This window comes from Pseudomonas sp. ABa2 (assembly GCF_056676075.1).
The window spans coordinates 4,511,563-4,534,424 of sequence record NZ_CM155239.1 but is presented as its reverse complement, the minus strand read 5'-3'; the positions used below and the strand labels follow the sequence as shown (position 1 = coordinate 4,534,424).

The window sequence follows — 22,862 nt, the reverse complement described above, 5'->3', positions numbered from 1 at the left end:
TTTATGCTATGATCCGCGCCCCTTCGAGAGCCCGATCGATCAAAAAACATGCAAGCCGCCAAGCCGCTGTTCGACTATCCCAAGTACTGGGCCGAGTGTTTCGGGCCCGCACCCTTCCTGCCGATGAGCCGGGAAGAGATGGATCAGCTCGGCTGGGACAGCTGCGACATCATCATCGTCACCGGTGATGCCTACGTCGACCATCCCTCGTTCGGCATGGCCATCATCGGCCGCCTGCTCGAGGCCCAGGGCTTTCGCGTCGGCATCATCGCGCAGCCGGACTGGCGCAGCAAAGACGACTTCATGAAGCTCGGCGAGCCGAACCTGTTCTTCGGCGTGGCGGCGGGCAATATGGACTCGATGATCAACCGCTACACCGCCGACAAGAAGGTCCGCAGCGACGACGCCTACACCCCCGGTGGCCTGGCCGGCAAGCGCCCGGATCGCGCCAGCCTGGTCTACAGCCAGCGCTGCAAGGAGGCCTTCAGCCATGTGCCGGTGGTGCTCGGCGGCATCGAGGCATCCTTGCGCCGCATCGCCCACTACGACTACTGGCAGGACAAGGTGCGTCGTTCGATCCTGATGGACGCCACCGCCGACATCCTGCTCTACGGCAACGCCGAGCGCGCGGTGGTCGAGGTGGCCCAGCGCCTGTCGCGCGGCGAGTCGATCGAGACCATCACCGATATCCGCGGCACTGCCTTCGTCCGTCGCGACACCCCCGCGGGTTGGTTCGAGGTCGACTCCACCCGCATCGACCGCCCGGGGCGCATCGACAAGATCATCAACCCCTACGTCAACACCCAGGACACCGCCGCCTGCGCCATCGAGCAGGAGAAGGGGCCTGTTGAGGACCCCAACGAAGCCAAGGTGGTGCAGATTCTCGAAAGCCCGCGCATGACCCGCGACAAGACGGTGATCCGCCTGCCGTCCTTCGAGAAGGTGCGCAACGACCCGGTGCTCTACGCCCACGCCAACCGCGTGCTGCACCTGGAGACCAACCCGGGCAACGCCCGCGCGCTGGTGCAGAAGCATGGCGAGGTGGACGTCTGGTTCAACCCGCCGCCCATCCCCATGACCACCGAGGAGATGGACTACGTGTTCGGCATGCCCTATGCGCGCGTGCCGCACCCGGCCTATGGCAAGGAGAAGATCCCGGCCTACGAGATGATCCGCTTCTCGGTGAACATCATGCGCGGCTGCTTCGGTGGCTGCACCTTCTGCTCGATCACCGAGCACGAGGGGCGCATCATCCAGAACCGCTCGCACGACTCGATCATCCGCGAGATCGAGGAGATGCGCGACAAGGTGCCGGGCTTTACCGGCGTGGTCTCCGACCTCGGCGGGCCGACCGCCAACATGTACCGCATCGCCTGCAAGGACCCGGAGATCGAGAAGCACTGCCGCAAGCCGTCCTGCGTGTTCCCCGGTATCTGCGAGAACCTCAATACCGACCACAGCTCGTTGATCGAGCTGTACCGCAAGGCCCGCGCCCTGCCCGGGGTGAAGAAGATCCTGATCGCCTCCGGCCTGCGCTACGACCTGGCGGTGGAGTCGCCGGAGTACGTCAAGGAGCTGGTCACTCACCACGTCGGCGGTTACCTGAAGATCGCGCCGGAGCACACCGAGCGTGGTCCGCTGGACAAGATGATGAAGCCGGGGATCGGCAGCTACGACCGCTTCAAGCAGATGTTCGAGAAGTACTCGAAGGAGGCGGGCAAGGAGCAGTACCTGATCCCCTACTTTATCGCCGCGCACCCGGGCACCACCGGCGAGGACATGCTCAACCTCGCCCTGTGGCTCAAGCGCAACGGTTTTCGCGCCGACCAGGTGCAGGCCTTCTATCCCTCGCCGATGGCCACCGCCACCGCCATGTACCACTCGGGCAAGAACCCGCTGCGCAAGGTCACCTACAAGAGCGACGGCGTGACCATCGTCAAGAGCGAGCAGCAGCGCCGCCTGCACAAGGCCTTCCTGCGCTACCACGACCCCAAGGGCTGGCCGCTGCTGCGCGAGGCGCTGACCAGCATGGGGCGCAGCGACCTGATCGGGCCCGGCAAGCACCAGCTGATCCCGGCGCACCAGCCGCAGGTCGACGAGTACCACAGCGCGCGGCGCAAGAACTCGACGCCGGCCGGCAGCAAGAAGGTGGGGGCTGGCGGCAAGATGCTCACCCAGCACAACGGCCTGCCGCCGCGCGCCAGCGACGGCAGCAAGCCCTGGGACAAGCGCGAGCAGGCCAAGGCGGCGGCCTTCGCCAAGCTGCAGGAGCAGAAGAAGGGCGGCAAGGCCGCGGGCGGCGGCAAGAAGAAGCCGCGCCCGGTAGCGCCGCGCTAGCATCGCAACGCCAGCCTCGTGCTGGCGTTGTCCTATCTGCTGCCTGGGGTCTGGATTCGCGGCTAAAGCCGCTCCTGCCCCGCGACCGGCTTGGCTTGTGCTCTACTTGGAACTATAGTTCCAAAATATAAGAACAACGCCGGAGTCCGTCATGCGTAGTGCCGCGCCATCCCTGCTCGCCCTGTCCCTGTTGCTCGCCGCTTGCAGCGAGTCGCCGCCGCCCGCGGCCGATCTGGACTTCCAGAAGCAGCTGCAGACCCGGCTGATCAAGGCCAAGCCGGGCGAGGTGATCGAGATTCCCGCCGGTACCTTTCAGTTCGATCGCGGCTTGAGCCTCAAGGTCAGCGGCGTGACCCTGCGCGGCGCCGGCATGGATCGCACCATCCTCAACTTCAAGGGGCAGAAGTCCGGCGCCGAGGGGCTGCTGGTGAACGCCTCGGACTTCACCATCGAGGACCTGGCCCTGGAGGACAGCAAGGGCGACGCGCTCAAGGTGGTCGGCGGCCGGAACATCATCATCCGCCGCGTACGCACCGAGTGGACCAACGGCCCGGCCACCGAGAACGGCGCCTACGGCATCTACCCGGTGCAGACCGAGAACGTGCTGGTCGACGGCGTGGTGGCCATCGGCGCCTCGGACGCCGGCATCTACGTCGGCCAGTCGCGCAACGTGGTGGTGCGCAACAGCCGCGCCGAGCGCAACGTCGCCGGCATCGAGATCGAGAACACCATCGGCGCCGACGTCCATGACAACCTCGCCACCGGCAATACCGGCGGGATCCTGGTGTTCAACATGCCCAACCTGCCGCAGCCGGGGCATACCACGCGGGTCTACCGCAACAGGGTCGAGGGCAACAACCACAAGAACTTCGGGCACAAGGGCACGCCGGTGGCGAGCATTCCGGCCGGCTCGGGGGTGGTGATCAACTCCAACGACCGGGTGGAGATCTTCGACAACGACATCGGCGAGCACCGAACCGCCAACGTCATCGTCAGCAGCTACTTCAGCACCGGCTACAGCGACCTCTCCACCGAGGAGGATTTCGACCCCTATCCGGAGGCCATTCATATCCACGGCAACCGCTTCGGCCCGGGCGGCGACAGCCCGGACAACCTCGAGCTGAAGGCGCTGAAGCTGGCCAAGTTCGGCCTCAACGGTCGCCTGCCCGACATCCTCTGGGACGGCTACGTCAACCCGGACAAGCTGGTGGACGGAAAGCTGCCGGCCCAGCTGGCGATCTGCATCGACAACGGCGACGCCGGCATCGTCAACGTCGACGGCCCTGGCGGCTACAAGAACATCAGCACTGACATTACGCCGCACCGCTGCGAGCTGCCGCACCTGCCGGCGGTGGAACTGCAGGCGGCGCTGGCCGAGGCGGGCGAGGACGCATGATGCGTGGCTGGCTGGTGATCGCCGCACTGCTGCTCGGCGCCTGCGAGCAGCAGCAGGCTCCGCTGCACCTGCCCAGCGGCGAGGACTATCCCGAGCGACTCAGCGCCTGGGGCGTACTGGAGCAACGCGACGGCCGGCTGCAGCCGGCCGCTGGCGTGCTGCCCTACGACCTCAATACGCCGCTGTTCACCGACTACGCGCACAAGCTGCGCACCCTCTGGATGCCCGCGGGCAGCCAGGCGCAGTACGCCGAGGCGCGCTTCGACTATCCCGTCGGCACCGTGCTGAGCAAGACCTTCTACTACCCGCGCGACACCCAGGGCCGTCTGCTGCGCAGCGAGCAGCAGGGCGCCGAGGCGGTCGAGCTGAAGCGGGTGCGGCTGATCGAGACGCGCATCCTGCTGCGCCAGGAGCAGGGCTGGGTGGCGCTGCCCTATGTGTGGGACGCCGCCCAGCGCGAGGCGACCCTGGACTGGGCCGGCGCCAGCTTCGATCTGCAGCTGCATGACGAGCGCGGCGAGGTGCTGGCGGTCGACTACCAGGTGCCGGACGCCAATCAGTGCGCCGGCTGCCACGAGGAGCAGGCAGGCAAGGGCGTGGCGCCGCTGGGGCCGAAGGCGCGCCAGTTGAACAAGGATTTCGCCTACGCCGAGGGGCTGGCCAACCAGTTGCAGCGCTGGCAGGCCGCGGGCCTGTTGCAGGGGCTGCCGCGCGACCTGGCCGAGGTGCCGCAAAACGCCCTGTGGGGCAAGCCGCGTGCGGGGGAGGGGGTGCAGGCGCAGGCGCGCAGCTACCTGGACGCCAACTGCGCGCACTGCCACAACCGCGAGGGGCCGGGGCGCACCTCCGGGCTCTATCTCGACCCGGATACACCGCTGGGCATCGCCTATGGCCTGTGCAAGCAACCGGTGGCGGCGGGCAAGGGCTCCGGCGACCGCCTGGTGGATATCCACCCCGGTGCGCCGGAGAAATCGGTGCTGAGTTTTCGCCTGCACAGCACCGACCCCAGCATCATGATGCCCGAGCTGGGCCGCTCCAGTGTCCATCGCGAGGGGCTGGAGCTGATCGACCGCTGGATCGCCAGCCTGGACGGCGAATGCTGAACCGTTACAGCTGGCCGGCCTGCCACTGCGCCTCGCGGTTGGCCAGGGCCGCGGCGATATCCTCGATGCGGTCGGAGGCGATGCTCTCCGGCAGCGGGTCGAGGCCGACGCTGGCGAACAGCTGACCATAGCTGTTGCGCAATTCGGCATAGGCCAGGTCGCGGCGCAGGTCGGCCTGCAGGGTGTTGAGCTCGCCCTGGATCAGCTCCAGCTCGCCGATGCCCTGAGCCTGGTAGCGGTTGCGCAACTGCTCGACGATCTGCCCGTCGAGGCCGGCCAACTGCTGGCTGGTCTGGAACTGGCGCTGGGCCTCGCGGAAATTGGCGTTGGCCACATGCAGTTGCGCCAGGATGGCCATCGACATCGCCTGGCGGCGGGCATCGGCCACGTCCTGACCGGCCTTGGCCACGTCGATGGCAGCCGGCGCGGAGAGCACGTTGAACAGGTTCCAGGTGACCTTGACGCCGTAGTCGGCCCAGCTCTGGTTGACCAGGAAGGAGTTGCTGTCGTAGTGGCCGCCGGCGGAGAACTCCAGGCCCGGCAGCAGGCGCAGCATGGCCTTGCGCGTTTCCGCGGCGCTGATGCGTGCCTGGTAGTCCTGTTCGCGCAGCTCGGGGCGGCTGGCCAGGGCCTCCTGCTCGAGCAGGTCGAACTCGACCTTGAGCTCCGGCACCTGATAGCCGGCATCGGGGGCCAGTTCGACCTCGGTGCCCAGGGGCAGGTTGATCAGGGTGGCCAGTTCGGTCTTGGCCAGCGACAGCGCGCGGCGCTGCTCCTCCAGCTGGCGGGTGGCCTCGATCAGCGCGCGCTGGTAGCTCAGTGCCTGGATCGGATCGCCGATACGCTGCTCGCTCAGGCGCTGGCTGTTGTCGCGGGCCTGGGCCACGCGGGTCATGAGGCTGTCGATCTGACTCAGCAGGCGGTCGGCGGCCACGGCGCGCCAGTAGGCGGAGCGCACGTCCTGGATGATGGTGTGCACCACCTTGCGCCGGCGCTCCTGCACGATCAGGCGCTGGTCGCCCTGCTGCTTGGCGCTGACGTAGCTGACGCCGAAGTCCAGCACGTTCCACACCATGGTCAGATCGGCGACGCCGCGGTCGCGATCCTGCGAGGTGGAGGGTTCCAGCGACTGGGTACCGGTCTCGACGCTCTGGCTGCTGGAGGCGCTGACGTTGCTGCGCCCGGCATAACCGGCCGACAGCGCCATGCGCGGCAGCATGTCGAAGCTGGCCAGGTCGACCTGGCGCTGGGCCATGGCTTCTTCCATCAGCTTCAGGCGCGCCTCGAGGTTGTACTTCACCGCGCGGGCCATGGCTTCGTGCAGGGTCAGCGGGCCGCTGAGCGGCTCCTGATCGGCGAACATGGCCTGCAGGTCGCTCTGCGCCCGCTGCTCGCTGGCACTGCGTTCGATGGGCTGGCTGGTCACTGCGCAACCGCTGATGGCCAGGCTCAGCAGGCTGACCGCGAATAGTGTGTGGCTCTTCTTCATCCTTGGGCCGCCCCCTTGTTACGGCACCGACTCACTGGTTTGTCGTTGTTATGCGTTTGGATCAGGCCGGCGGCTGGGCCGCCGCGACCTCTTGCAGGGCATGGGCCAGTTCGCGCAGCTGACGCTGTTCGCCCTCGCGCAGGTCGTGCAGTTGCTGGCCCAGCGTCGGTGCGCCGAAGATGGCACCAGCGCTGCCGCCGCCCCATTTCTTGCCGTCGAAGACTTCCAGCGGCTCGCTCTCCTGCAAGGCGTCGCTGCCGAAGATGCTGGACAGGCTGCTGGAACCGAACACGCCGCCATCACCGCCGCCGAAGCCGAGGAAGCCTCTGCCCGAGCCGTCGCCGCCGGCATCGCTGGAACTGGCGAAGACCTGTGCGATGTAGCTGGGTGCCAGGACGTTCTGGTTGATGAAGATATTGCCCAGGGTCGGAATGCCGCTGCCCAGGGTCGGTACCTCGAACAACGGCGGCGGCAGCAGCGGCGAGGTGCTCAGCGCCGGCGGCAGGCTCGGCAGGACGGGCTGCGGCGACGCGCTCGGGATATCGACGACGTTGCTCGGCGGATTGACGCGGAACTCCGGATCGCCTTCGCTTTGCGCCAGGCTGTAGGCCTGCCCGATCAGGCCGGTGACGAGCAGGTTGCCGGCGGCATCGGTGATGGCGCTGCCGTTGGCGTTCAAGGCCAGCGCCAGGGTGCCGCTGCCGGCCACGTTGGTGACGGTGATCTGGAAGGTACGGCTGTCGATCTGCACCAGGCTGCCCAGGGTACCGCTGGCGTTGCCGCTGGTGACCAGGCTGAAGTCGCCGAGATCCACGCCGCTTACGGCCTCGTTGAAGATAACGGTGTAGCGCAGGCTACCGGCATTGGTCGGCGCAGGGTCGACCGCGATGATGGCGCTGGCGCTGGGCGCGGTGGTGTCGACGATCACGCCGCTGCTGTCGCCGACATTGTTCAGCGCCAGGTTCAAGGCATTGCCGCTGGCGTCGCGCAGGGTCGCACCATTGCTGAGCAGGCCGCTGACGGCGATACCGTCGGCGTCGTTGTCCCCGGGCCGGACGCTGTACTGGAACACCAGGGTTGCGCTGCCTGAGCCGGCCACGTAATCGGCGAACACCGTGCTGCCGCCCATGTCGATGGCCAGGCGCGGGGTGCCGTTGACGATGACGGTTTCGCTGACGCTGACCACGAAGGTCAGGGTGTCGCCGGCGTTGTACTGCACCCCCACCGGCACGCTGACGCTGGCGACAGTGGGGACCACGCCGTCGACGACGATGTCGTGTTGCCCGGCGATGGAGTCGACACTGCCGGTGGCCGGCAGGCTGAGGATCGCGTCGCTGTTGCCGGCGTTGCGAATGCTGCCGCCGTTGAGCGTCAGGGCCGCACTGGACTGATAGTTCAGGTCGGCGCTGAGATCGCCGGCTTGCACGGTGTAGCGGAAGGTCAGGGTGTTGCTGCCGGAGCCGGAGACGAATACCGCGGTGCGGTCGATCAGACCGGTTTCCAGTAGCAGCGTGGGCACGCCCCCGGCAGTGTCGACGATCACCGCCTGGTCAAAGGTGACGGTCAGGTTGATGACATCGCCTAGCTTGTAGCTGCCGTTCGGGTTGAGCACGGCGATATCGGTGATCACCGGATTGATCGGGGTGACGGTGATGGCCAGGGTGTCGGTATCCGTCTGGGCGCCACCTGCTCCACTATTGCCCAGGTCGCTGGTGCTGATCTGGATGCTGGCCGGACCGCTGAAGGCGGCGGTGGGGGTGAAGAGCAGGCCGTTCAGCGCATTGTTGATCGCCGTCAGGGTACCGGTGAACGTCAAGGTGGCATCGGCCGTACCGTCGCCAGCGGTGAAGCTGAGTCCGGCGAGGCTACCCAGGGTGAGCAGGCCATTGCTGGCGGTCAGGGTGACTTGCAGGTTGCCGCTGCCAGCGTCTACATCGGCGATGCTGATGAGGTTGCCGTTGCCAGCGTTGAAGACCAGGCTGCCGCCCTGAGCGAGGCTCTGCGGAGCGGGCAGGTTGTTCACCGGCGCGTCGTTGATCGCGGTGATATTGAGGCTGGCGGTCTGGGTGGCATTGGCGCCGGCGCCATCGTTGAAGCGGATGTCGAGGTCGACGCTACTGGTCGGGGCTTCGCTGGTCGAGCGGTAGGTCAGCTGGCGCAGTACTGCATTCACGTCGGCCCGGGTCGGAGTTTCGCCGTTGGCGTTGGTGAAGGCGATGGTCAACTGGCCGGCCGTGGCGGTATTGAAGCTGGCGATGATCTGGCCATTTTTCACCAGGTTGTTGCCGGAGAGGCTGATGCCGTTGCCAGCGTTGAAGCCGAAGCTGTCGCTGGCCAGGGCGCCGCCATTGCGCACGATCACCAGCGAGGCGCCGTGGTAATCGCCGTTGCCGCCATTGAGCAGGTCGAGGTCGTCATCGCTCATGCTGGCATCGCTATCGATCACGATGGCGCTACCGTTCTCGACAAAGGTGCCGCCGCCATTGACGCCCGTCAGCACCGGTATGGCATTACCTTCTACCGCGCCGATATCCACGGTAGCGCTGACGCGCTGGTCGCCATTGGCATCGACTGGCAGTGCCTCGGTGGTATTGCCGTCGCCGTCCAGGTCGAAGGTATCGGCGGGCAAATTGGCATTGCTACCGGCTTCGAGCAGCGCACTGCCGGTTTGCGGACGGTGGGTTTGTATGGCACTGCCGTTGTAGTTGGCCAGGTTGCCCAGTAACAGGTTGCTGGTGCCCTGGTTGTTCAGGCTGCTGTTATTGGTAGCGATAGCAACGTTGCTACCAAAATAACTGTTGGTGGCAGTTTCGATAGTGCCGCCGACATCGTCTGCCGTGCCGCCAGTCGCCAGGGGGGAACCACTGGCACCTGCTGTCGCACCGGCGCCGGAGGTATTGCCCGCAACCACGGTATTCACAAAGGTATCGTTGCCATTGGCGTGGACACCGCCACCGGCGTCGGTTGATGCGTTTCCTACAATGGTGCTGTTGTAGATGAAGGCTGTGCCGGAGGTGATCCTGAGGCCGCCGCCGAGGGATGTTGCTCCTGTAGCGGCATTGCCGCTGATGGTGCTGTTGATAATGGTCAGGCTGCCAGTAGCGCCATACTGGATACCGCCGCCATGCGCGCTAGCACCGGTGGTGGTATTGCCACTGACAGTGCTATTGATGAGGTTAAGTGTGCCGCCGGAGCCCACAATGCGTATGCCGCCGCCGAAGGTGCTACTGGTGTTGCCGCTCACGGTACTGTTGATCATGGTGAGGGTTGCACTGGCACCATAAACACCGCCACCGCCCAGACCCGCATCGGTACTGTTGGTGAGGTTCGAGTCGCGCACGGTGACGCTGGAGCTGAAACCTATCTGGAGCGCTCCGCCACCGCCTGCGGTTGAACCCTGGGTCAGGGTCAGGCCCGTTATCTCAACACCACTCAGGCTGTTACTAATAGCCATCACCCGACTGGCGTTGTTGGCGGAGATGGTTACATCGGCCACGCCGTCATCATTCAGGTCGCCATCAAGCTTGATATTGGAATAGTTGATCTGGAGTTGGGTGCCATTGAGGGTGATGCTTCCACCCTGGTTACCGGCTGTGCCTGCGTCCAGGTCAAAGGTAATAGTGTCGCCTGCGCGTGCCCAATGCAGTGCCTCGCGTAGGCTCAGGCCGCCGCCGTCTGCCTGGTCGGCGGCAAAGCTGCCGCCTGCGCTTGCGTCGTCGCCGGTATCCAGGTTGGAGGTGACGAGCAAGGTGGCGTTGTTGACGGTGATCGCCAGGTTATCGCTATCCACATTGCCGACAGTGTCGGTGGTCTGGATGCTGAGGGTCTGGACGCCCGCGCCGTTGGGGGTGTAGGTCAGCCCTTGCAGAGCGGCATTCACTTCAGCCGCCGTGCCGGTGATGGTCACGGTGCCTGTGCCGTTGTTAATGATTCCCGCCGTGCCGCCGGAGGTGGCGGTCAAGGTGCCGCTGCCGACGGAGATGACGACCGTCAGGTTGCTGCCATCGCTCACCGTGATCGCATTGCCGTTGCCGCTACTGAATACCAGCGGGGTAACGGTATCGGTGATTTGCCCGACGGGCAGGCTGTTGACGGGGGCCAGGTTATCAATGGCGTAGTTGTTGGAATCGCTGGTGCCGCTGCCGGCGTTGCCTGCCGCATCCACCACGCCGGTTTTATTCAGGGTGATCAGGTTGCTGGCATCTTCCACACTGGCATTGGGGGTGAGGGTTGCAGTCCAGGTGATGCCGCCGTCGGCGCTGGTGAGGTTGCTCAGCACAGCGCTGGCGACGGTGAAATCATTCGCCGCAAGGCCGGTCACCGCTTCGCTGAAGGTGATGGTCACCGTAGCGGTTTCGCCCGCTGCCAGTGCGCTGTCGCTGACGACGATGCTGAGCGCATCGGGGCGCAGGGTATCGATCTGGTAGTTGTTGGAATCGCTGGAGCCGGTTCCGGCGTTGCCTGCCGCATCCTGCACGCCTGTGTTGTCCAGGGTGATCAGGTTGCTGGGGTCTTCCACAGCGGCATCGGGCGTCAGGGTGGCGGTATAGGTGATGTTGTCCGAAGTGAACAGATTGCTGAGGCTGCCGTTGGCGACGATGAAGTCGGCCGTGGTCAGCCCGGTCACCGCTTCGCTGAAGACGATGGTCACCGTGGCGGTTTCACCGATGGAGAGCGCGGTGTCGCTGACCACGATGGTCGCCGTCGGGCGTTGGCTATCGATGGCGTAGTTGTTGGAGTCGGTGGTGCCGCTGCCGGTGTTGCCTGCCAGGTCGATTACCCCGGTGTTGTCCAGGGTGATCAGGTTGCTGGAGTCGGTGACGTTGGCGCTCGGCGTCAGGGTAGCGGTGTAGGTGATGTTGTCCGAGGTGAACAGATTGCTGAGGCTGCCGTTGGCGACGATGAAGTCGGCCGTGGTCAGCCCGGTCACCGCTTCGCTGAAGGTGATGGTCACCGTGGCGGTTTCGCCGACAGCCAGGGCAGTATCGTCGACCAGGATGCTGGCTGTCGGGCGTACGCCGTCTACCACCAGTGCCTTGTTGGCACTCAGGGAGCCAGCGGTGCCCTGGGTCGGCAGGGTCAGAACGGCATTGTCGGCGGTAGCGTTCTGGATGGTCGCGCCGTTGAGTGCCAGGGCTGCCGTGGACTGGTAATCCAGGTCGGCGCTGAGGTCGCCGGCCTGTACCGTGTAGCTGAAGGTCAGGGTGTTGCTGCCGGAGCCGGACACATAGGTCGCGATGCGGTCGGTCAGACCTGTCTCCAGCAGCAATGTGGGCGTGCCGCCAGTGGTATCGACCGTCACCGCTTGGTTGAAGGTGGTGGTGATGGTGATGGTATCGCCCGCTTTGTAGCTGCCATCCGGCGTGGAGGCGCTGACATCGGTTATCCGCGGGTTGAGGCTGTTGACCGTGATAACGAGCGTGTCGCTGTCGCTCTGTGCACCGCCGCTGCCGCTCCAACCCTGGTCGTCAGTGGTGATCTGGAGACTGGCGGCACCGTTGTAGCCTGCGGTGGGGCTGAAGGTCAGGCCGTTCAGGGCGTTGTTGATGTCGCTGATGCTGCCGCTAAAGGTCATGCTGGCGTCAGCAGTACCATCGCCCGTAGTGAATGTCAGGCCCGTGGTGCCGCTGAGTGTCAGCAGACCATTGCTGGCGCTCAGCGTCACTTCGACGGTGTTGGAACCGGCATCCACGTCGCCGATGCTGATCAGGTTGCCGTTGCCGCTGCTGAAGACCAGGCTGGCATCCTGATCGACGTTCTGCGCGCCGGGCAGCGAGTTGACCGGGGCATCGTTCACCGCGCTGACATCCAGGGTCACCGTGGTGCTGTCGGTTTGTGCACCACCGCTGCCGGTGTTGCCGCCATCGTCGATCTCGATGGTCAGCGTGACGTCCGAGGTGGCGTTGCTGGCGGTGGTAAATACAACACCAGCAGCGGAGATAAACGTGTTGATATCGCTAATGCTGCCGGTCAGGGTCATGGCGCTGCTGGTGCCGCCGACGGTGACGCCAGCGGCGCTGGTAGCGCTCAGGCTGCCGCTGGGGACCGACAGGGTGACTGTCACCGGGGAGGTGCCGGCATCGACGTCGCTGAAGCTGATACCGGTCAACGCGGTTGGCATGTCTTCGCTGACGATTATGGAGGCTGGGGCCGTAACGGTCGGTGCATCGTTGACGGCGCTGACCACGATGTCGAAGGTATCGCTAACGCTGCCGCCATTGCCGTCGCTGGCGATCACCTCAATGCTCAGCGTGCCGGCATCGGCGTTGCCTGGCGTGCCGCTGAATGTCCGGGTGAGTGCATCGAAGCTGAGCCAGGCGGGCAGGGCGCCGCCGCCGACCAGTTGTACGCTGTAGCTCAGGGTGTCGCCGGCATCCATGTCGTTGAAGGTGTTGGCGGCAAACTGGAAATTGAAGGCCGTGTCTTCGCTGGCATTCTGGTTGGCAATGGCATTGGCCAGCGTGGGGGCGTCGTTGGTGTTGGCCACCAGGATATTGAAGGTGTCGGTAACGCTGCCGCCATTGCTGTCACTGGCGATGACATCGATGCTCAGCGTGCCGACATCGCCGTTGCCCGGCGTGCCGCTGAAGGTACGGGTGACTGGGTCGAAGCTGAGCCAGGCGGGCAGGGCGCCGCCACCGGCCAGTTGTGCGCTGTAGCTGAGGGTGTCGCCGGCATCCACGTCGTTGAAGGTGTTGGCGGCGAACTGGAAGCTGAAGGCCGCTTCCTCGGTGGCATTCTGATTGGGGATCGCGTTGGCCACGGTGGGTGCATCGTTGGTATTGGCCACGACGATGTCGAAGGTATCGGTAACGCTGCCGCCGTTGCCGTCGTTGGCGATGACATCGATGCTCAGCGTGCCGACATCGGCATTGCCCGGCGTGCCGCTGAAGGTGCGGGTGGCGGCATTGAAACTGAGCCAGGCGGGCAGAGCGCCGCCGCCAGCCAGTTGCGCGGTATAAGTCAGGGCACCGCTGACATCCACGTCGTTGAAGGTGTTGGCGGCGAACTGGAAATTGAAGGCCGCATCCTCGCTGGCATTCTGGTTGGGAATCGCATTGGCCACAGTTGGGAGATCGTTGACCGGGGTGACATTGACCGTGACATCGGCATTGTTGCTGGTACCACCATCGCCGTCGCTGACGGTGATCCGCACGGTACGTGCTGCGCTACTGGGGTTATCGTTATTGCTGTTGGAGTAGGTCAGGTTGCGTACCAGCGCCTGAACGGCTGCGGGGGTGGCATCGCCGTCGAGTGTGATGACCAGGCTGTTGCCGGCAGTGCCACCTGCGTAGGTACCGATCTGCGTACCACCAAAGGTGATGGCCGAGCCGGATACGCCGATCTGGCCGGCGCCGGTACCCTGATTGCGGATGGACAGCACGTCCTCCGCTGCGACGCCGTTGCTGATGATGGAGACGGTGACATTACCCGTATCGAAGTTGGCCGAGTCGCTGTCGGTCACCGTGGCATCTGCGTTCTCGTCCAGCAGGACGGGGCTGCCACCTTCGACAAAGGTGGCGGAGTTGCCATTGAGGTTGTTGATGATTGGTGCGGAGTTTGGCGGATTGGTATCGCCAGTAAAATCGTCAATTGCCAAACCAAAGAAATCTGTAGAGGTAAGCCGTACCTCATCGACCCTGATACCTCCAAAGTTCAGGGTTGTAGTGCCCGTTGTGAATACCTGAGCAGATCCTACAAGTACCCCATTCAGATAGCCGCCTACGGTGACACTCTCGTTACCGCCCGGATTATCAATGTAGATACTGGTAAAGGTGAAATCTGCAAGGTCTGTGCGCGTAATGGTCACGCGCTCGGTAGTGCTGGTATTAAAGGCTGATGATAAAAGCGTCATGGCAGCAGAGCCGCCTGAGCCGAAATTATCAAATGCCAGTCCGCCCCCAGCAGCGCCACCGTCACCATCGGCAGTGAATGTATAGGTGTAAGACACACCGCCAAGCGTGCGGTCAAAGCTATTGCTGGTAGTGCCTGGGTTAGTAGTGAAATTATCACTGAAGGCTGCAAGTAAGCCCGAATATGAACCAATGTTCAGCGAGACAGTTTCCACACTTCCCCGAGTCGCTTCGAGTACCCAATCACCGCCTTTATCGGCGGCGCCAGTTGGGTCGGTCGAGGCGGCTATGTCGGCGCCGGTCGCCGCAGCCAGTGACTGGATGAAATTCACGCCACTGCCATCGGCCCCGACATGGCAGCCATACAACAAAATATCGCCGGAAGAGCTCAGGGCACTGCCAATATCTGCCAGCAGGGCGTTGTTGGCGGCGACGTAGGCATCGTCGATCCAGACGTTACCCAACTGCACTTTGCCGGCATCGCCATGACTGAACACGTGTATGGCATCGATGTCGCGACGTCCGTCCAGGTAGTCGGCGATTTGTCGTAAACCATCCTGGTCGCCATCCAGTACCACGACCTCGGTACCGGGTTTCAAGGCGGACACCAATTGCTGGTAATCCTTGACGCTGCTGTCGACGAATACCACCTCTTGGCGGTTGTCCGTCGTGCCGGTCGGAGTGGCGGCGAGGTTTTCGCTGCCGGAGTGGGCGTCCTGGCCGGAGGCCGGGCCTTGGGCCGCATCGGCGGAGGGCACGGCAGTAGCCGTTTCTGCCACCGTGGCGGCGACTGCGCCGTCGAACAGCATGCGCGGTTCCAGCGCCATGGCCAGTGCGCTTCTGGCCGGCAGTTCGGCTGGTCGAGCGGTCGCAGTCTTTCTCCACCACATAGTGAACCTCCTACAGCATGCAAAATCGGGGAAAGCCGGGCTTTCCCCTTGTTCCTGTTACCGATCCACAGAAGGGATCAGTTGCGCGATGGGAAGATGCCTTCCAGTGCAATGACGAAGTTGGTGCCGAGAAACGGGTTCAGTACCGAGAACGGCATACTCCCACCCGAGGCATTGACCGTGACGGTCGGCGCCGGAACGTTCACGGCGGTGTTGAACGGAGCCAGCGTGGTATCGGCTGCCCCGGTGCAATACAGCGTCCCGGCTCGGCCACCCGCTGCGATCGGTCCCAGCACGGTGGTCGTTCCCGGGGCGGATTGGGTGGTACCGGTGGTGGCGGCAGGGATAGCGACCTGCGCCGTAGCCGAACTCGCCGAGGCCGTTGCGACATGGTTGTGCATCGGCATCTGGTTGAGGGTCAGGGTGACGTTCTCGGTGCCCGCCATCTCCCCCTGGACGACCGCGCTCAGGCCCGGCCCCTGTCCCATGCCTACCGGGCTACGGCCGCGGTAGTCCGGCAGGCCGAAGGTGGTCTGGCCGTCGCCGCCGTAGAGGGTGCCCAGCAGTGCGAACAGTGCGTTGTTCTGCGCAATGCTCAGCAGCTGTCCTTGGCACATCGCCCAGCCCCTCGGCGCGAAGTTGAAACCGACCATACGAATCTCGCCCAGAAATGGATCGCTCATTGCTGTATCTCTCCTTGATGAAGCCGCACTCGCGGCAGTGTTGTCGTGCTAGAGCTGGGTAGCGACGGTGCCATCGCGCTTCACATGAAAAATGGCCTGCAGCAGGTGGCGGTCGCCGTCCTCGTCCGGGCCGATGGGCGTCAGCATGACGTGCCACTCGGCGCCCTCAGGGCTGCAGAGCCGGTAACCGTGCTGGGGCAACTGGACGCCCGCGGGCTGGGCGAAGACGGCGTTGTAGCAGTGGTAGCGAGCGTTCATCGCGGCGCCTTCGGCCACTTCCAGCAAGGTGATGGCGAGCCCCTGCCCCTCGTCCCAGCGCAGCCGCCAGTCCCGCTGGAGATGGCGCTCGAGCTCCGCGAAGCTCGGTACCAGGCTCATGCCGACACCGCCAGGGCAGGCGCGGGCGCGCGCTGCATCTGCAAGTAGATGTGATTGGAACCGGTGACCCCGAATCCGCAACGCTCATACAGGCGTCTGGCTGGATTGGTCGGCTCGACGAAAAGACGGATGGTCTTTCCGGTGGCGTCCGCCTCGTCGGTCAAGGCGCGCAAGAAATGGCTGCCGATACCCTGGCCGCACCGTTCGGGCAGCAGGGAGATGTCAATGAGATTGAGCGTGGTCGGTCCACGGAAGATATACAGCCGACCGATGGCGCATTCGCCCATGCAGATCAGCGAGAGAGCCGCGCCCTGATAATGCGCCTTGTAGTACTGGTGCTGGGCGGTGAACTGCTGGGCGAGGAAGGCGTCTTTGCTGGCCTTGTCCCAGGGTAGCTGCGCCACTTCATCGGCGCGGGTGCTGGCATACAGCGCCTGCAAGAACGCCAGGTCGGCGTCGGCGATGGGGCGGAGGTTCAACTCGAAAGTCGGCATGAGGTGAGCGTCCCTGCGGGTTGCCCCGCGTCGGGGCGGCCATTTGTTATTCATTTATACGGCGCTAGTCCGGCCGAGGTTAGCGAAGCTGCAGGCGGATCGCCAGTATTTACTGCCCCGGGCCGGTACTTTTGCCAAACGCTTGTATGGCCCGCGCGCGTTACAAGTCTATGCATCGCGCAAGCGCAGGCGCTCCAGCCTTGCGTAGGGCTCGCCCGCCCAGCGCTCGATCGCCGCGCGCAATGCCGCATCCGCCGACTCGCGCTTGCCTTGACTGTCGGCGCTGAAGGACAGGCTCGGCTGCTTGGCATCGAAGGCGGCGACTTCCTGCAGGCGCGGCAGATCCGCGGCGTTCACGCCGACCAGCGGCGCCAGGCGTCCCCAGAGGGCATCGGGCAGTTCGCTGTAGTTGACCGGCACGCCGCCCAGTTGCAGGCACAGCTGCAGTCCGCCCTGGAGAATCCGGCCGATCATCCGGCAGGTGTGTTCCTGTGGCGACAACGGCGGGTCGTCCGGCCGCTCCAGTCCCGAGGGTCCGAGCAGGCCGGGAACGCGCTGCAGGCCGGGTTGGCGTAGCTGGGACACGGCGATTTCCAATGGGTCGCGATAGAGGAACAGGCGCGGCACCTGTGGATAGAGTGCCTGCAGGAACTGGGCCTCGAACAGATTCCAGGCATCCAGCTTGATCAGCAGGCGCTGCTCGTCGCCGCGCCGGCGCTGTCCGTAGGCCGACAGCAGGGCCGCGACCCAGCGTGGCTGATGCGCCGCCGCTTCGGGGGCGAGGTAATGGGCGCGCAGCAGGCGATCCAGCGGCGGCGGTTCGGACAGCACGATATTGGGCGCAAGCCCCGCCAGCATCTGCGCCAGCAGGGTGGAGCCGCAGCGCGAGGCATGGAAGATAAAGGCACTGGGCGCCAGCCCCGGGCTGATCGCCTGCCACGCCAGCAAGTCGTCCAGGCCGGTTTCGCGGCGTAGCGCCTGGTTGAAGGGCAGCCGCAGGGCCTGTTCGACATCGTCGCGAAAGAACGGACGGCTCAGCCGTTGCTCGCCGAACCAGCACCAGTCCACGCGCCACTGGCCGGCGCTCAGCCAGGTGCGGATCGGCAGCCAGCCGGCGAAGTCCACGGCGCGATTCATGCTCGCCATTGATCGTTCCATGTCTGTTTGCCCTGGCGCATGGCGCGGCGCACCTCGGCCTCGGAGAACGGCAGACCGAGTTGCTCGCCCAGGCGCAGGGTCGCGTCGATGAAGTCCCGGGTATCGCTCAGGCTGCGCAGGTGTGCGGCCAGCTCCGGCTGCTGCGCCAGCCTCTCGCGCAAATCGGCGAAGGCCTGCTCCCCGCGGCTCGGGCGCAGCGCCGGGGTCTGCCCCAGGCCGCGCCCGATCGTCTCCAGCAGCCAGTCGCAGGGAGCGCAGTCGAGCACCAGGTGGATACGCGGCTGGCGGCTGGGGTTGTCCACCCGATGCGGCCGCGACAGGTCGAGGAACCAGCATTCGCCGGGCTGCATCGGCACCTGCAGGCCGTCGAGGAGAAATTCCACCCCGGGCGGGCTGAGCAGCGGCACGTGCAGGCGCAGGTCGGCGTCGGGCTGGCCCAGGTCGGGGTCGCAGTGTTCGTGGATGCGCGCACCGGGGCCCAGGCGCAACAGGCGCACGCTGCGCAGCGGGGCGCGGAAGGCGGCGAGCAGCTGGTGCCAGGCCGTGTCGTCCTGCCACCAGGCGCTGGCTTGCGCGGCGCCGCGGCCGGGGGCCAGCGGCAGCGGTGCGTCCGCGGCGCCGATCAGCGTCACACCGCTCCAGTCGCCCTGGTAGTAGTCGCGGTTGAAGTGCTGCTGCCAGGCGTCGGGCTGCACCCGCGCGAGGGCGGCGAGCAGCGCTGCCAGTTCGATCTGCAGGGGCAGGCGCGAGCAGGCGGGGAGTGCGTGGTGGGCCATGGTGCTGTTCTCTATCCCTTTGAACAGGTGCTTAAAAACCGCTTTCGCGCACCCCCAGGGCGGCGACCCGGCGCCAGACGGCGGCGAGGATGGATTCGCGGCGGCCGTCGAGTATGGCCACGCCCAGTTGCGGTTGCGCCGGCGCCGCCAGCGCCTGTTGCGCGGTCAGGCGCACGCCGTACTGGGCCTGCAGCGGCTGTGCGCGTTGCTGCTCGTCGCGGCGCACGGCAATCGGCCCGCCGTGGTCAGAGGCCAGCGCGGGCTGGTCGAGGTAGGCGGCACCGGTGGCATCCACCTCGCCGAGCGTCACCGCCAGCGCCGGGCGCAGCGGGTCGGCGCTGGCGATAAAGCGGCCGCTGCTGCCGGGTTCGAGGCGCCACAACGACTCTTCGGCTAGGTAGCCGCGCAGGCGCACCTGCTGTTCGACCACGCGCAGCAACGGCTGCTGCGGCGACAGCCAGAGCCCGGGCGCCAGGTCTGCCGGCAGGTCGCGTATCAGGCCGTCGTGCGGCGCGCGCAGCTGCAGGCGCTGGCGCTGGGCGGCCAGGCCGCGGTATTCGGCGACGGCGGCGGCCAGGTTCCGTTCGAGGATGGCGCTGTCGGCCGCCGTCTCGCTACGCCCGGCCTGGCGTTTGAGCTGCAACTGGAGAATCGCGATTTCGCTGCGGACGATGGCCTGGCGCGAGTCCAGGTCGGGGGACTCCAGCTCCAGCAGCAGCTCGCCGCTGCGCACCGTCTGGCCGTTGCCGGCGTGCAGCTGCTTGAGGCGCGCCGCCAGTGGCGCATGCAGCGCGCTGACCCGGCTGGCTTCGAGCAGCGCCGGTACTTCCACGGCGCTGCGCCAGGGCACCAGCAGCACCGCCAGCAGGCCGAGCAGGACGGCGCCGACGCGCAGCGTCTTGCCCGGCTGCGCCTGCCCGCGGCGTTGCCACCACTCCTGCCACTCGCGCCAGATCGGCAGGCCGATGAACCAGGCCAGTTCCACCAGCATCAGGAAGATGCCCAGCAGCTTGAAGAACATGTGGTACACCGCCAGGGCGATGCCGAGGAACAGCGCCGCGCGCCACAGCCAGGCGCCATAGCCCCAGAACAGCAGCCGGCGCTGCATGGCCGGCGACCAGGGTTCCGGTGCGGGCTCGCCGTAGCCGAACAGCGCCTCGCGCAGACGCCAGCGGCACAGGGCGAAGGCGCGCCCCTGCAGGTTGTCCACGCCCCACAGGTCGCTGAGCAGGAAGTAGCCGTCGAAGCGCATGAAGGGGTTGAGGTTGATGATCAGCGTGGTGATCCAGGTGGCGCTGGCGAGCATGAAGGCGGCAGTGCGCAGCGGCCCGTCCGGCAGCAGCGACCAGGCCAGCAGGGCGAGTGCCGCCAGCAGCAGTTCGGCGAGCACGCCGCCGGCGCCGATCAGCAGGCGCGAGCGCCGCTGGTTGACCCGCCAGGCATCGCTGACATCGGTGTAGAACATCGGCAGCAGCACCATGAACGCCAGGCCCATGCTCTGCACCCGGCAGCCGGCGCGCTTGGCCATGTAGGCGTGGCCGAATTCGTGGCACAGCTTGGCGAAGGTCAGGGCGACGCCGAAGGCCAGCGCCCCGCCCAGGCTGAACAGGTGCGGGAAGGTGGCGATGAAACGATCCCAGTCGCGTGCCACCAGAAACAGGCCGAGGCCCAGCAGCAGCGGCAGGCCGATGCGCAGCAGGTTCGGACCATGGCGCTTCAGCCAGGGCCAGGTGCGGTCGAGGAAGGCGTCCGGGCGCCACAGCGGGATGCGGAAGAACAGGTACTGGTGCAGCAGGCTCTGCCACCAGCCCTGGCGCTGCTGCGCCGCCTTCTGTGCGTAGCTGCCGCGCTGCTGCGCGTCGGCGGCGCTGAGCAGGTCGTGGCCGGCGAGAAAGCGCAGCATCTCCTGCAGCTCGGCCTCGTCGAGCGGTGGGCCGGATTCGGCGTTGGCCGCCGCGAGCACCCGTTCGGGATCGCCCAGCGGCCAGTGACGCAGCAGGCGAATGGCCGCGGCGCCGAGTTTGAAGTAGCGGCCGCGCAGCGGATCGGCCAGGGTCCATTGCGGCGCGCCGTCCGGCGCCGGGGCGGCGCTGGACAGCTGCAGGTCGGGGCGCAGCGCCGGCAGGGCCATCTACAGGCCCAGCGTCTGGCGCAGCGCGGCCAGCGGCCGGCGCAGCAGGTAGAACGCCAGCGGCGCGCGTGCGCCATAGAGCTTGGCGGTGCCGCGCAGGCCGATGCGCGGCGGCGCTGCGTTGAATTCGGCGTCCAGGCGGTAGGCCAGCTGGCCGCCGGGCAGCGGCTGCGCCTCGTAGGCCTGGCGTTGCAGGCGCGCCTGGTGACGGTGCAGCGGGTCGCTGTCGAGGAACAGGGCGATGGCGGCGCCGGGCTGGAAGTCCAGCGCGTCGGCCACCGCCAGGTCGATGCGCAGTTCGGCCTGGGTCGGGTCGGCGATCTGCATCAGCCGCTCGCCGGTCTGCACCGGCTTGCCGGTCCAGCGCTGGGCGTCGGCGAACACCGCGATGCCGTCGCGTTCGGCGCGTACCTCGGTGCGCGCCAGCAGCTCCCGGGCGTAGTCGCGCTCGGCGCGTTTCTGTTCGACGCGAGCGGCAAACAGGTCGATGCGCGCGCTCGATTCGGCGTCGCTGAAGGCGCGCTGGGCGTTGGCCTTGAGCTCGGCCTCGGCCACCTGCAGGCTGCGCTCGGCGACGTCGGCCTGGGCGCGAATGGCAGTGGCGTCGAAGCGCAGCAGCACCTCGCCCGTGCTCACCGCCTGGTTGGGCTTGACCAGAAACTCCGCAATCACGCCGTCCAGCGGCGCGGCCACCACCTGGCCGCCGAGCGGCACCACCTCGGCCGGCGCCAGCACCGACTGGCGCACCGGCAGCAGCAAGAGCAGCAGCACGGCGGCGGCCACGCCGAGCACCTTGCGCCGCGGCCAGCGCAGGCGCCACGGCTGACGCGGTTGCAGGGCCAGCCAGGCGTGGCCGTAGCAGTCGCCGAGCTGGCCGAGCAGGGCCTGTTCGGCCTCGCTCCAGGGCTGCTCGCGGGCGATCCACAGGCCGCCGAAGACCTGGCCCTGGCGATCCAGCAGCGGCAGCCAGAACACCGCGGCTGCCGACAGGCTCTGCCAGTCGGCGCGCAGCGCGGCGCTCAGCGAGTCCGTTGCGACCACCTGGGCCTGGGGCGCGCGCCCCTGCTTGTGCAGCTGCGCGGCGGCGTTCTCGACGAAGGCGACGAAGGGCGCGTTGGCCTCCACCACGCTGATGGCGGTCAGCGCGCGCACCTTGCCGGCGATCAGCAGGGCGGCGTGGCGGTAACCGAACAGCGGCTGGGCATCGTTGACCAGGGCGTAGGCCAGTTGGTCGAGGGTGGCGGCGCCGCGGGCCTGGCGCTCCAGGCTGAGCAACTGGGCGACGATTCGCTCGGCCAGGCCCGGCGCCTGCGCGGTCATGGTGCCTCCGCGAAGCGCGCGCTGCCGCTCATGCCGGCCAGCAGGCCCTGGGCATCCGCCGGCAGGCTGCCGATCAGCAGCAGGGTCTGGCTGCCTTCGTCGATGCGCGCGCCGAGGCGTTTGACGGCCGCCTGCAGCGGCTCGCCGGTCTCGTCCGGGACGAATGCGAAGGGCTGGCCGGGGGCGAGCCGGCCGAGCCAGGCCGAGGGCACCAGCAGGTGCACCTCCAGGGTGCGGTTGTCGACTATCTCCAGCAGCGGCGTGCCGCTGGCCACGCTCTCGTGCGGCTGGGCGCGGCGCTGCACCACGCGGCCGTTGAACGGGGCGACGACGCTGCAGCGCTTGACCTGCACCTGGTACACCTGGGCCTCGGCCAGCGCCTGCGCCTGGCGCGCCTCGGCCAGCGCCACCTCGAAGCGGCCGACCGAGTTGAGCGCGACCAGCTGCTTCTTGTGGCTCAGTTCCTCGCGGGCGGCGCGGGCGGCGGCCTGGGCGGCATTGAGCTGGGCCTGGTAGGCGCTGCAATCGAAGCGCACCAGCACGTCGCCCTTGGTGAAGTCCTGGCCGTCGGCGAACGGCATCTCGACGATGCGCCCGGGCAACTCGCTGGACAGCACGGCCTGATCGCGCGCGCGCAGCACGCCGCGCACCTGGCGTTCGCCGGCGTCCGGCGCAGCCGCGACGAAGGACTCCAGCAGCGGGTCTTCGGCCCAGAGCGGCGGGCTGAGCAGCAGGGCGAGCAGGCCGAGCAGGGGCAGGCGGGGCGAGTGGTGGCGCATTGGACACGTCCTTGCGAAGAAGTGCTGGGAGTCTAAGGCAGAAGTGGTTTGCGGCAAATTGGCCGTGGCGGCGCG

The 22,862-nt window shown here is 66.6% G+C and carries 13 protein-coding genes; 3 read left to right on the top strand and 10 right to left on the bottom strand.

Annotated features, from left to right (window positions below; genetic code table 11):
- The first annotated feature begins 48 nt into the window (after positions 1-48).
- The 3 genes from AC1G9C_RS22010 (at position 49) to AC1G9C_RS22000 (ending at position 4,836) form a co-directional block, all read left to right on the top strand.
- A complete protein-coding gene (locus tag AC1G9C_RS22010; RefSeq protein WP_480408784.1) occupies positions 49-2,337 on the top strand; it encodes a YgiQ family radical SAM protein in 2,289 nt (762 codons plus the stop codon).
- Positions 2,338-2,488: 151 nt separating this feature from the next.
- Positions 2,489-3,733, top strand: coding sequence for a parallel beta-helix domain-containing protein (locus AC1G9C_RS22005; RefSeq protein ID WP_480408783.1), 1,245 nt, complete (start codon positions 2,489-2,491; stop codon positions 3,731-3,733).
- Positions 3,730-4,836, top strand: a complete 1,107-nt coding sequence (locus AC1G9C_RS22000; protein ID WP_480408782.1) for an SO2930 family diheme c-type cytochrome — start codon at positions 3,730-3,732, stop codon at positions 4,834-4,836. Before AC1G9C_RS22005 ends, AC1G9C_RS22000 begins: the two co-directional genes overlap by 4 nt.
- A 4-nt stretch (positions 4,837-4,840) precedes the next feature.
- Here AC1G9C_RS22000 and AC1G9C_RS21995 read toward each other — a convergent pair whose 3' ends face one another.
- The 10 genes from AC1G9C_RS21995 to AC1G9C_RS21950 all read right to left on the bottom strand — a co-directional run bounded on the left by AC1G9C_RS21995 (position 4,841) and on the right by AC1G9C_RS21950 (position 22,787).
- Positions 4,841-6,325: a TolC family protein gene (locus tag AC1G9C_RS21995; RefSeq protein WP_122109149.1), complete on the bottom strand. Its 1,485-nt coding sequence runs from the start codon at positions 6,323-6,325 to the stop codon at positions 4,841-4,843.
- 61 nt (positions 6,326-6,386) lie between these two features.
- Complete coding sequence (locus AC1G9C_RS21990) at positions 6,387-15,005, bottom strand: Ig-like domain-containing protein (protein ID WP_480408781.1); 8,619 nt, start codon at positions 15,003-15,005, stop codon at positions 6,387-6,389.
- Between the two features lie 140 nt (positions 15,006-15,145).
- Positions 15,146-15,751: a phage tail protein gene (locus AC1G9C_RS21985; protein ID WP_480408780.1), complete on the bottom strand. Its 606-nt coding sequence runs from the start codon at positions 15,749-15,751 to the stop codon at positions 15,146-15,148.
- 48 nt (positions 15,752-15,799) lie between these two features.
- The gene (locus AC1G9C_RS21980) at positions 15,800-16,129 is read right to left on the bottom strand and encodes a DUF6916 family protein (protein WP_480408779.1); all 330 of its coding nucleotides are present in this window, start codon (positions 16,127-16,129) and stop codon (positions 15,800-15,802) included.
- The gene (locus AC1G9C_RS21975) at positions 16,126-16,623 is read right to left on the bottom strand and encodes an N-acetyltransferase family protein (protein ID WP_480408778.1); all 498 of its coding nucleotides are present in this window, start codon (positions 16,621-16,623) and stop codon (positions 16,126-16,128) included. Before AC1G9C_RS21975 ends, AC1G9C_RS21980 begins: the two co-directional genes overlap by 4 nt.
- A gap of 168 nt (positions 16,624-16,791) precedes the next feature.
- Entirely contained in the window at positions 16,792-17,769 is a 978-nt protein-coding gene (locus AC1G9C_RS21970) for a sulfotransferase family protein (protein WP_480408777.1), read from the bottom strand.
- On the bottom strand, positions 17,757-18,557 hold the full coding sequence (locus AC1G9C_RS21965) for an aspartyl/asparaginyl beta-hydroxylase domain-containing protein (protein WP_480408776.1): 801 nt from the start codon (positions 18,555-18,557) through the stop codon (positions 17,757-17,759). Before AC1G9C_RS21965 ends, AC1G9C_RS21970 begins: the two co-directional genes overlap by 13 nt.
- Before the next feature lie 31 nt (positions 18,558-18,588).
- Positions 18,589-20,688, bottom strand: a complete 2,100-nt coding sequence (locus AC1G9C_RS21960) for an efflux RND transporter periplasmic adaptor subunit (RefSeq protein WP_480408775.1) — start codon at positions 20,686-20,688, stop codon at positions 18,589-18,591.
- Positions 20,689-22,008, bottom strand: a complete 1,320-nt coding sequence (locus AC1G9C_RS21955) for an efflux RND transporter periplasmic adaptor subunit (RefSeq protein WP_480408774.1) — start codon at positions 22,006-22,008, stop codon at positions 20,689-20,691. It lies immediately after the preceding gene.
- Positions 22,005-22,787, bottom strand: a complete 783-nt coding sequence (locus AC1G9C_RS21950; protein ID WP_480408773.1) for an efflux RND transporter periplasmic adaptor subunit — start codon at positions 22,785-22,787, stop codon at positions 22,005-22,007. Before AC1G9C_RS21950 ends, AC1G9C_RS21955 begins: the two co-directional genes overlap by 4 nt.
- Positions 22,788-22,862: the final 75 nt, after the last annotated feature.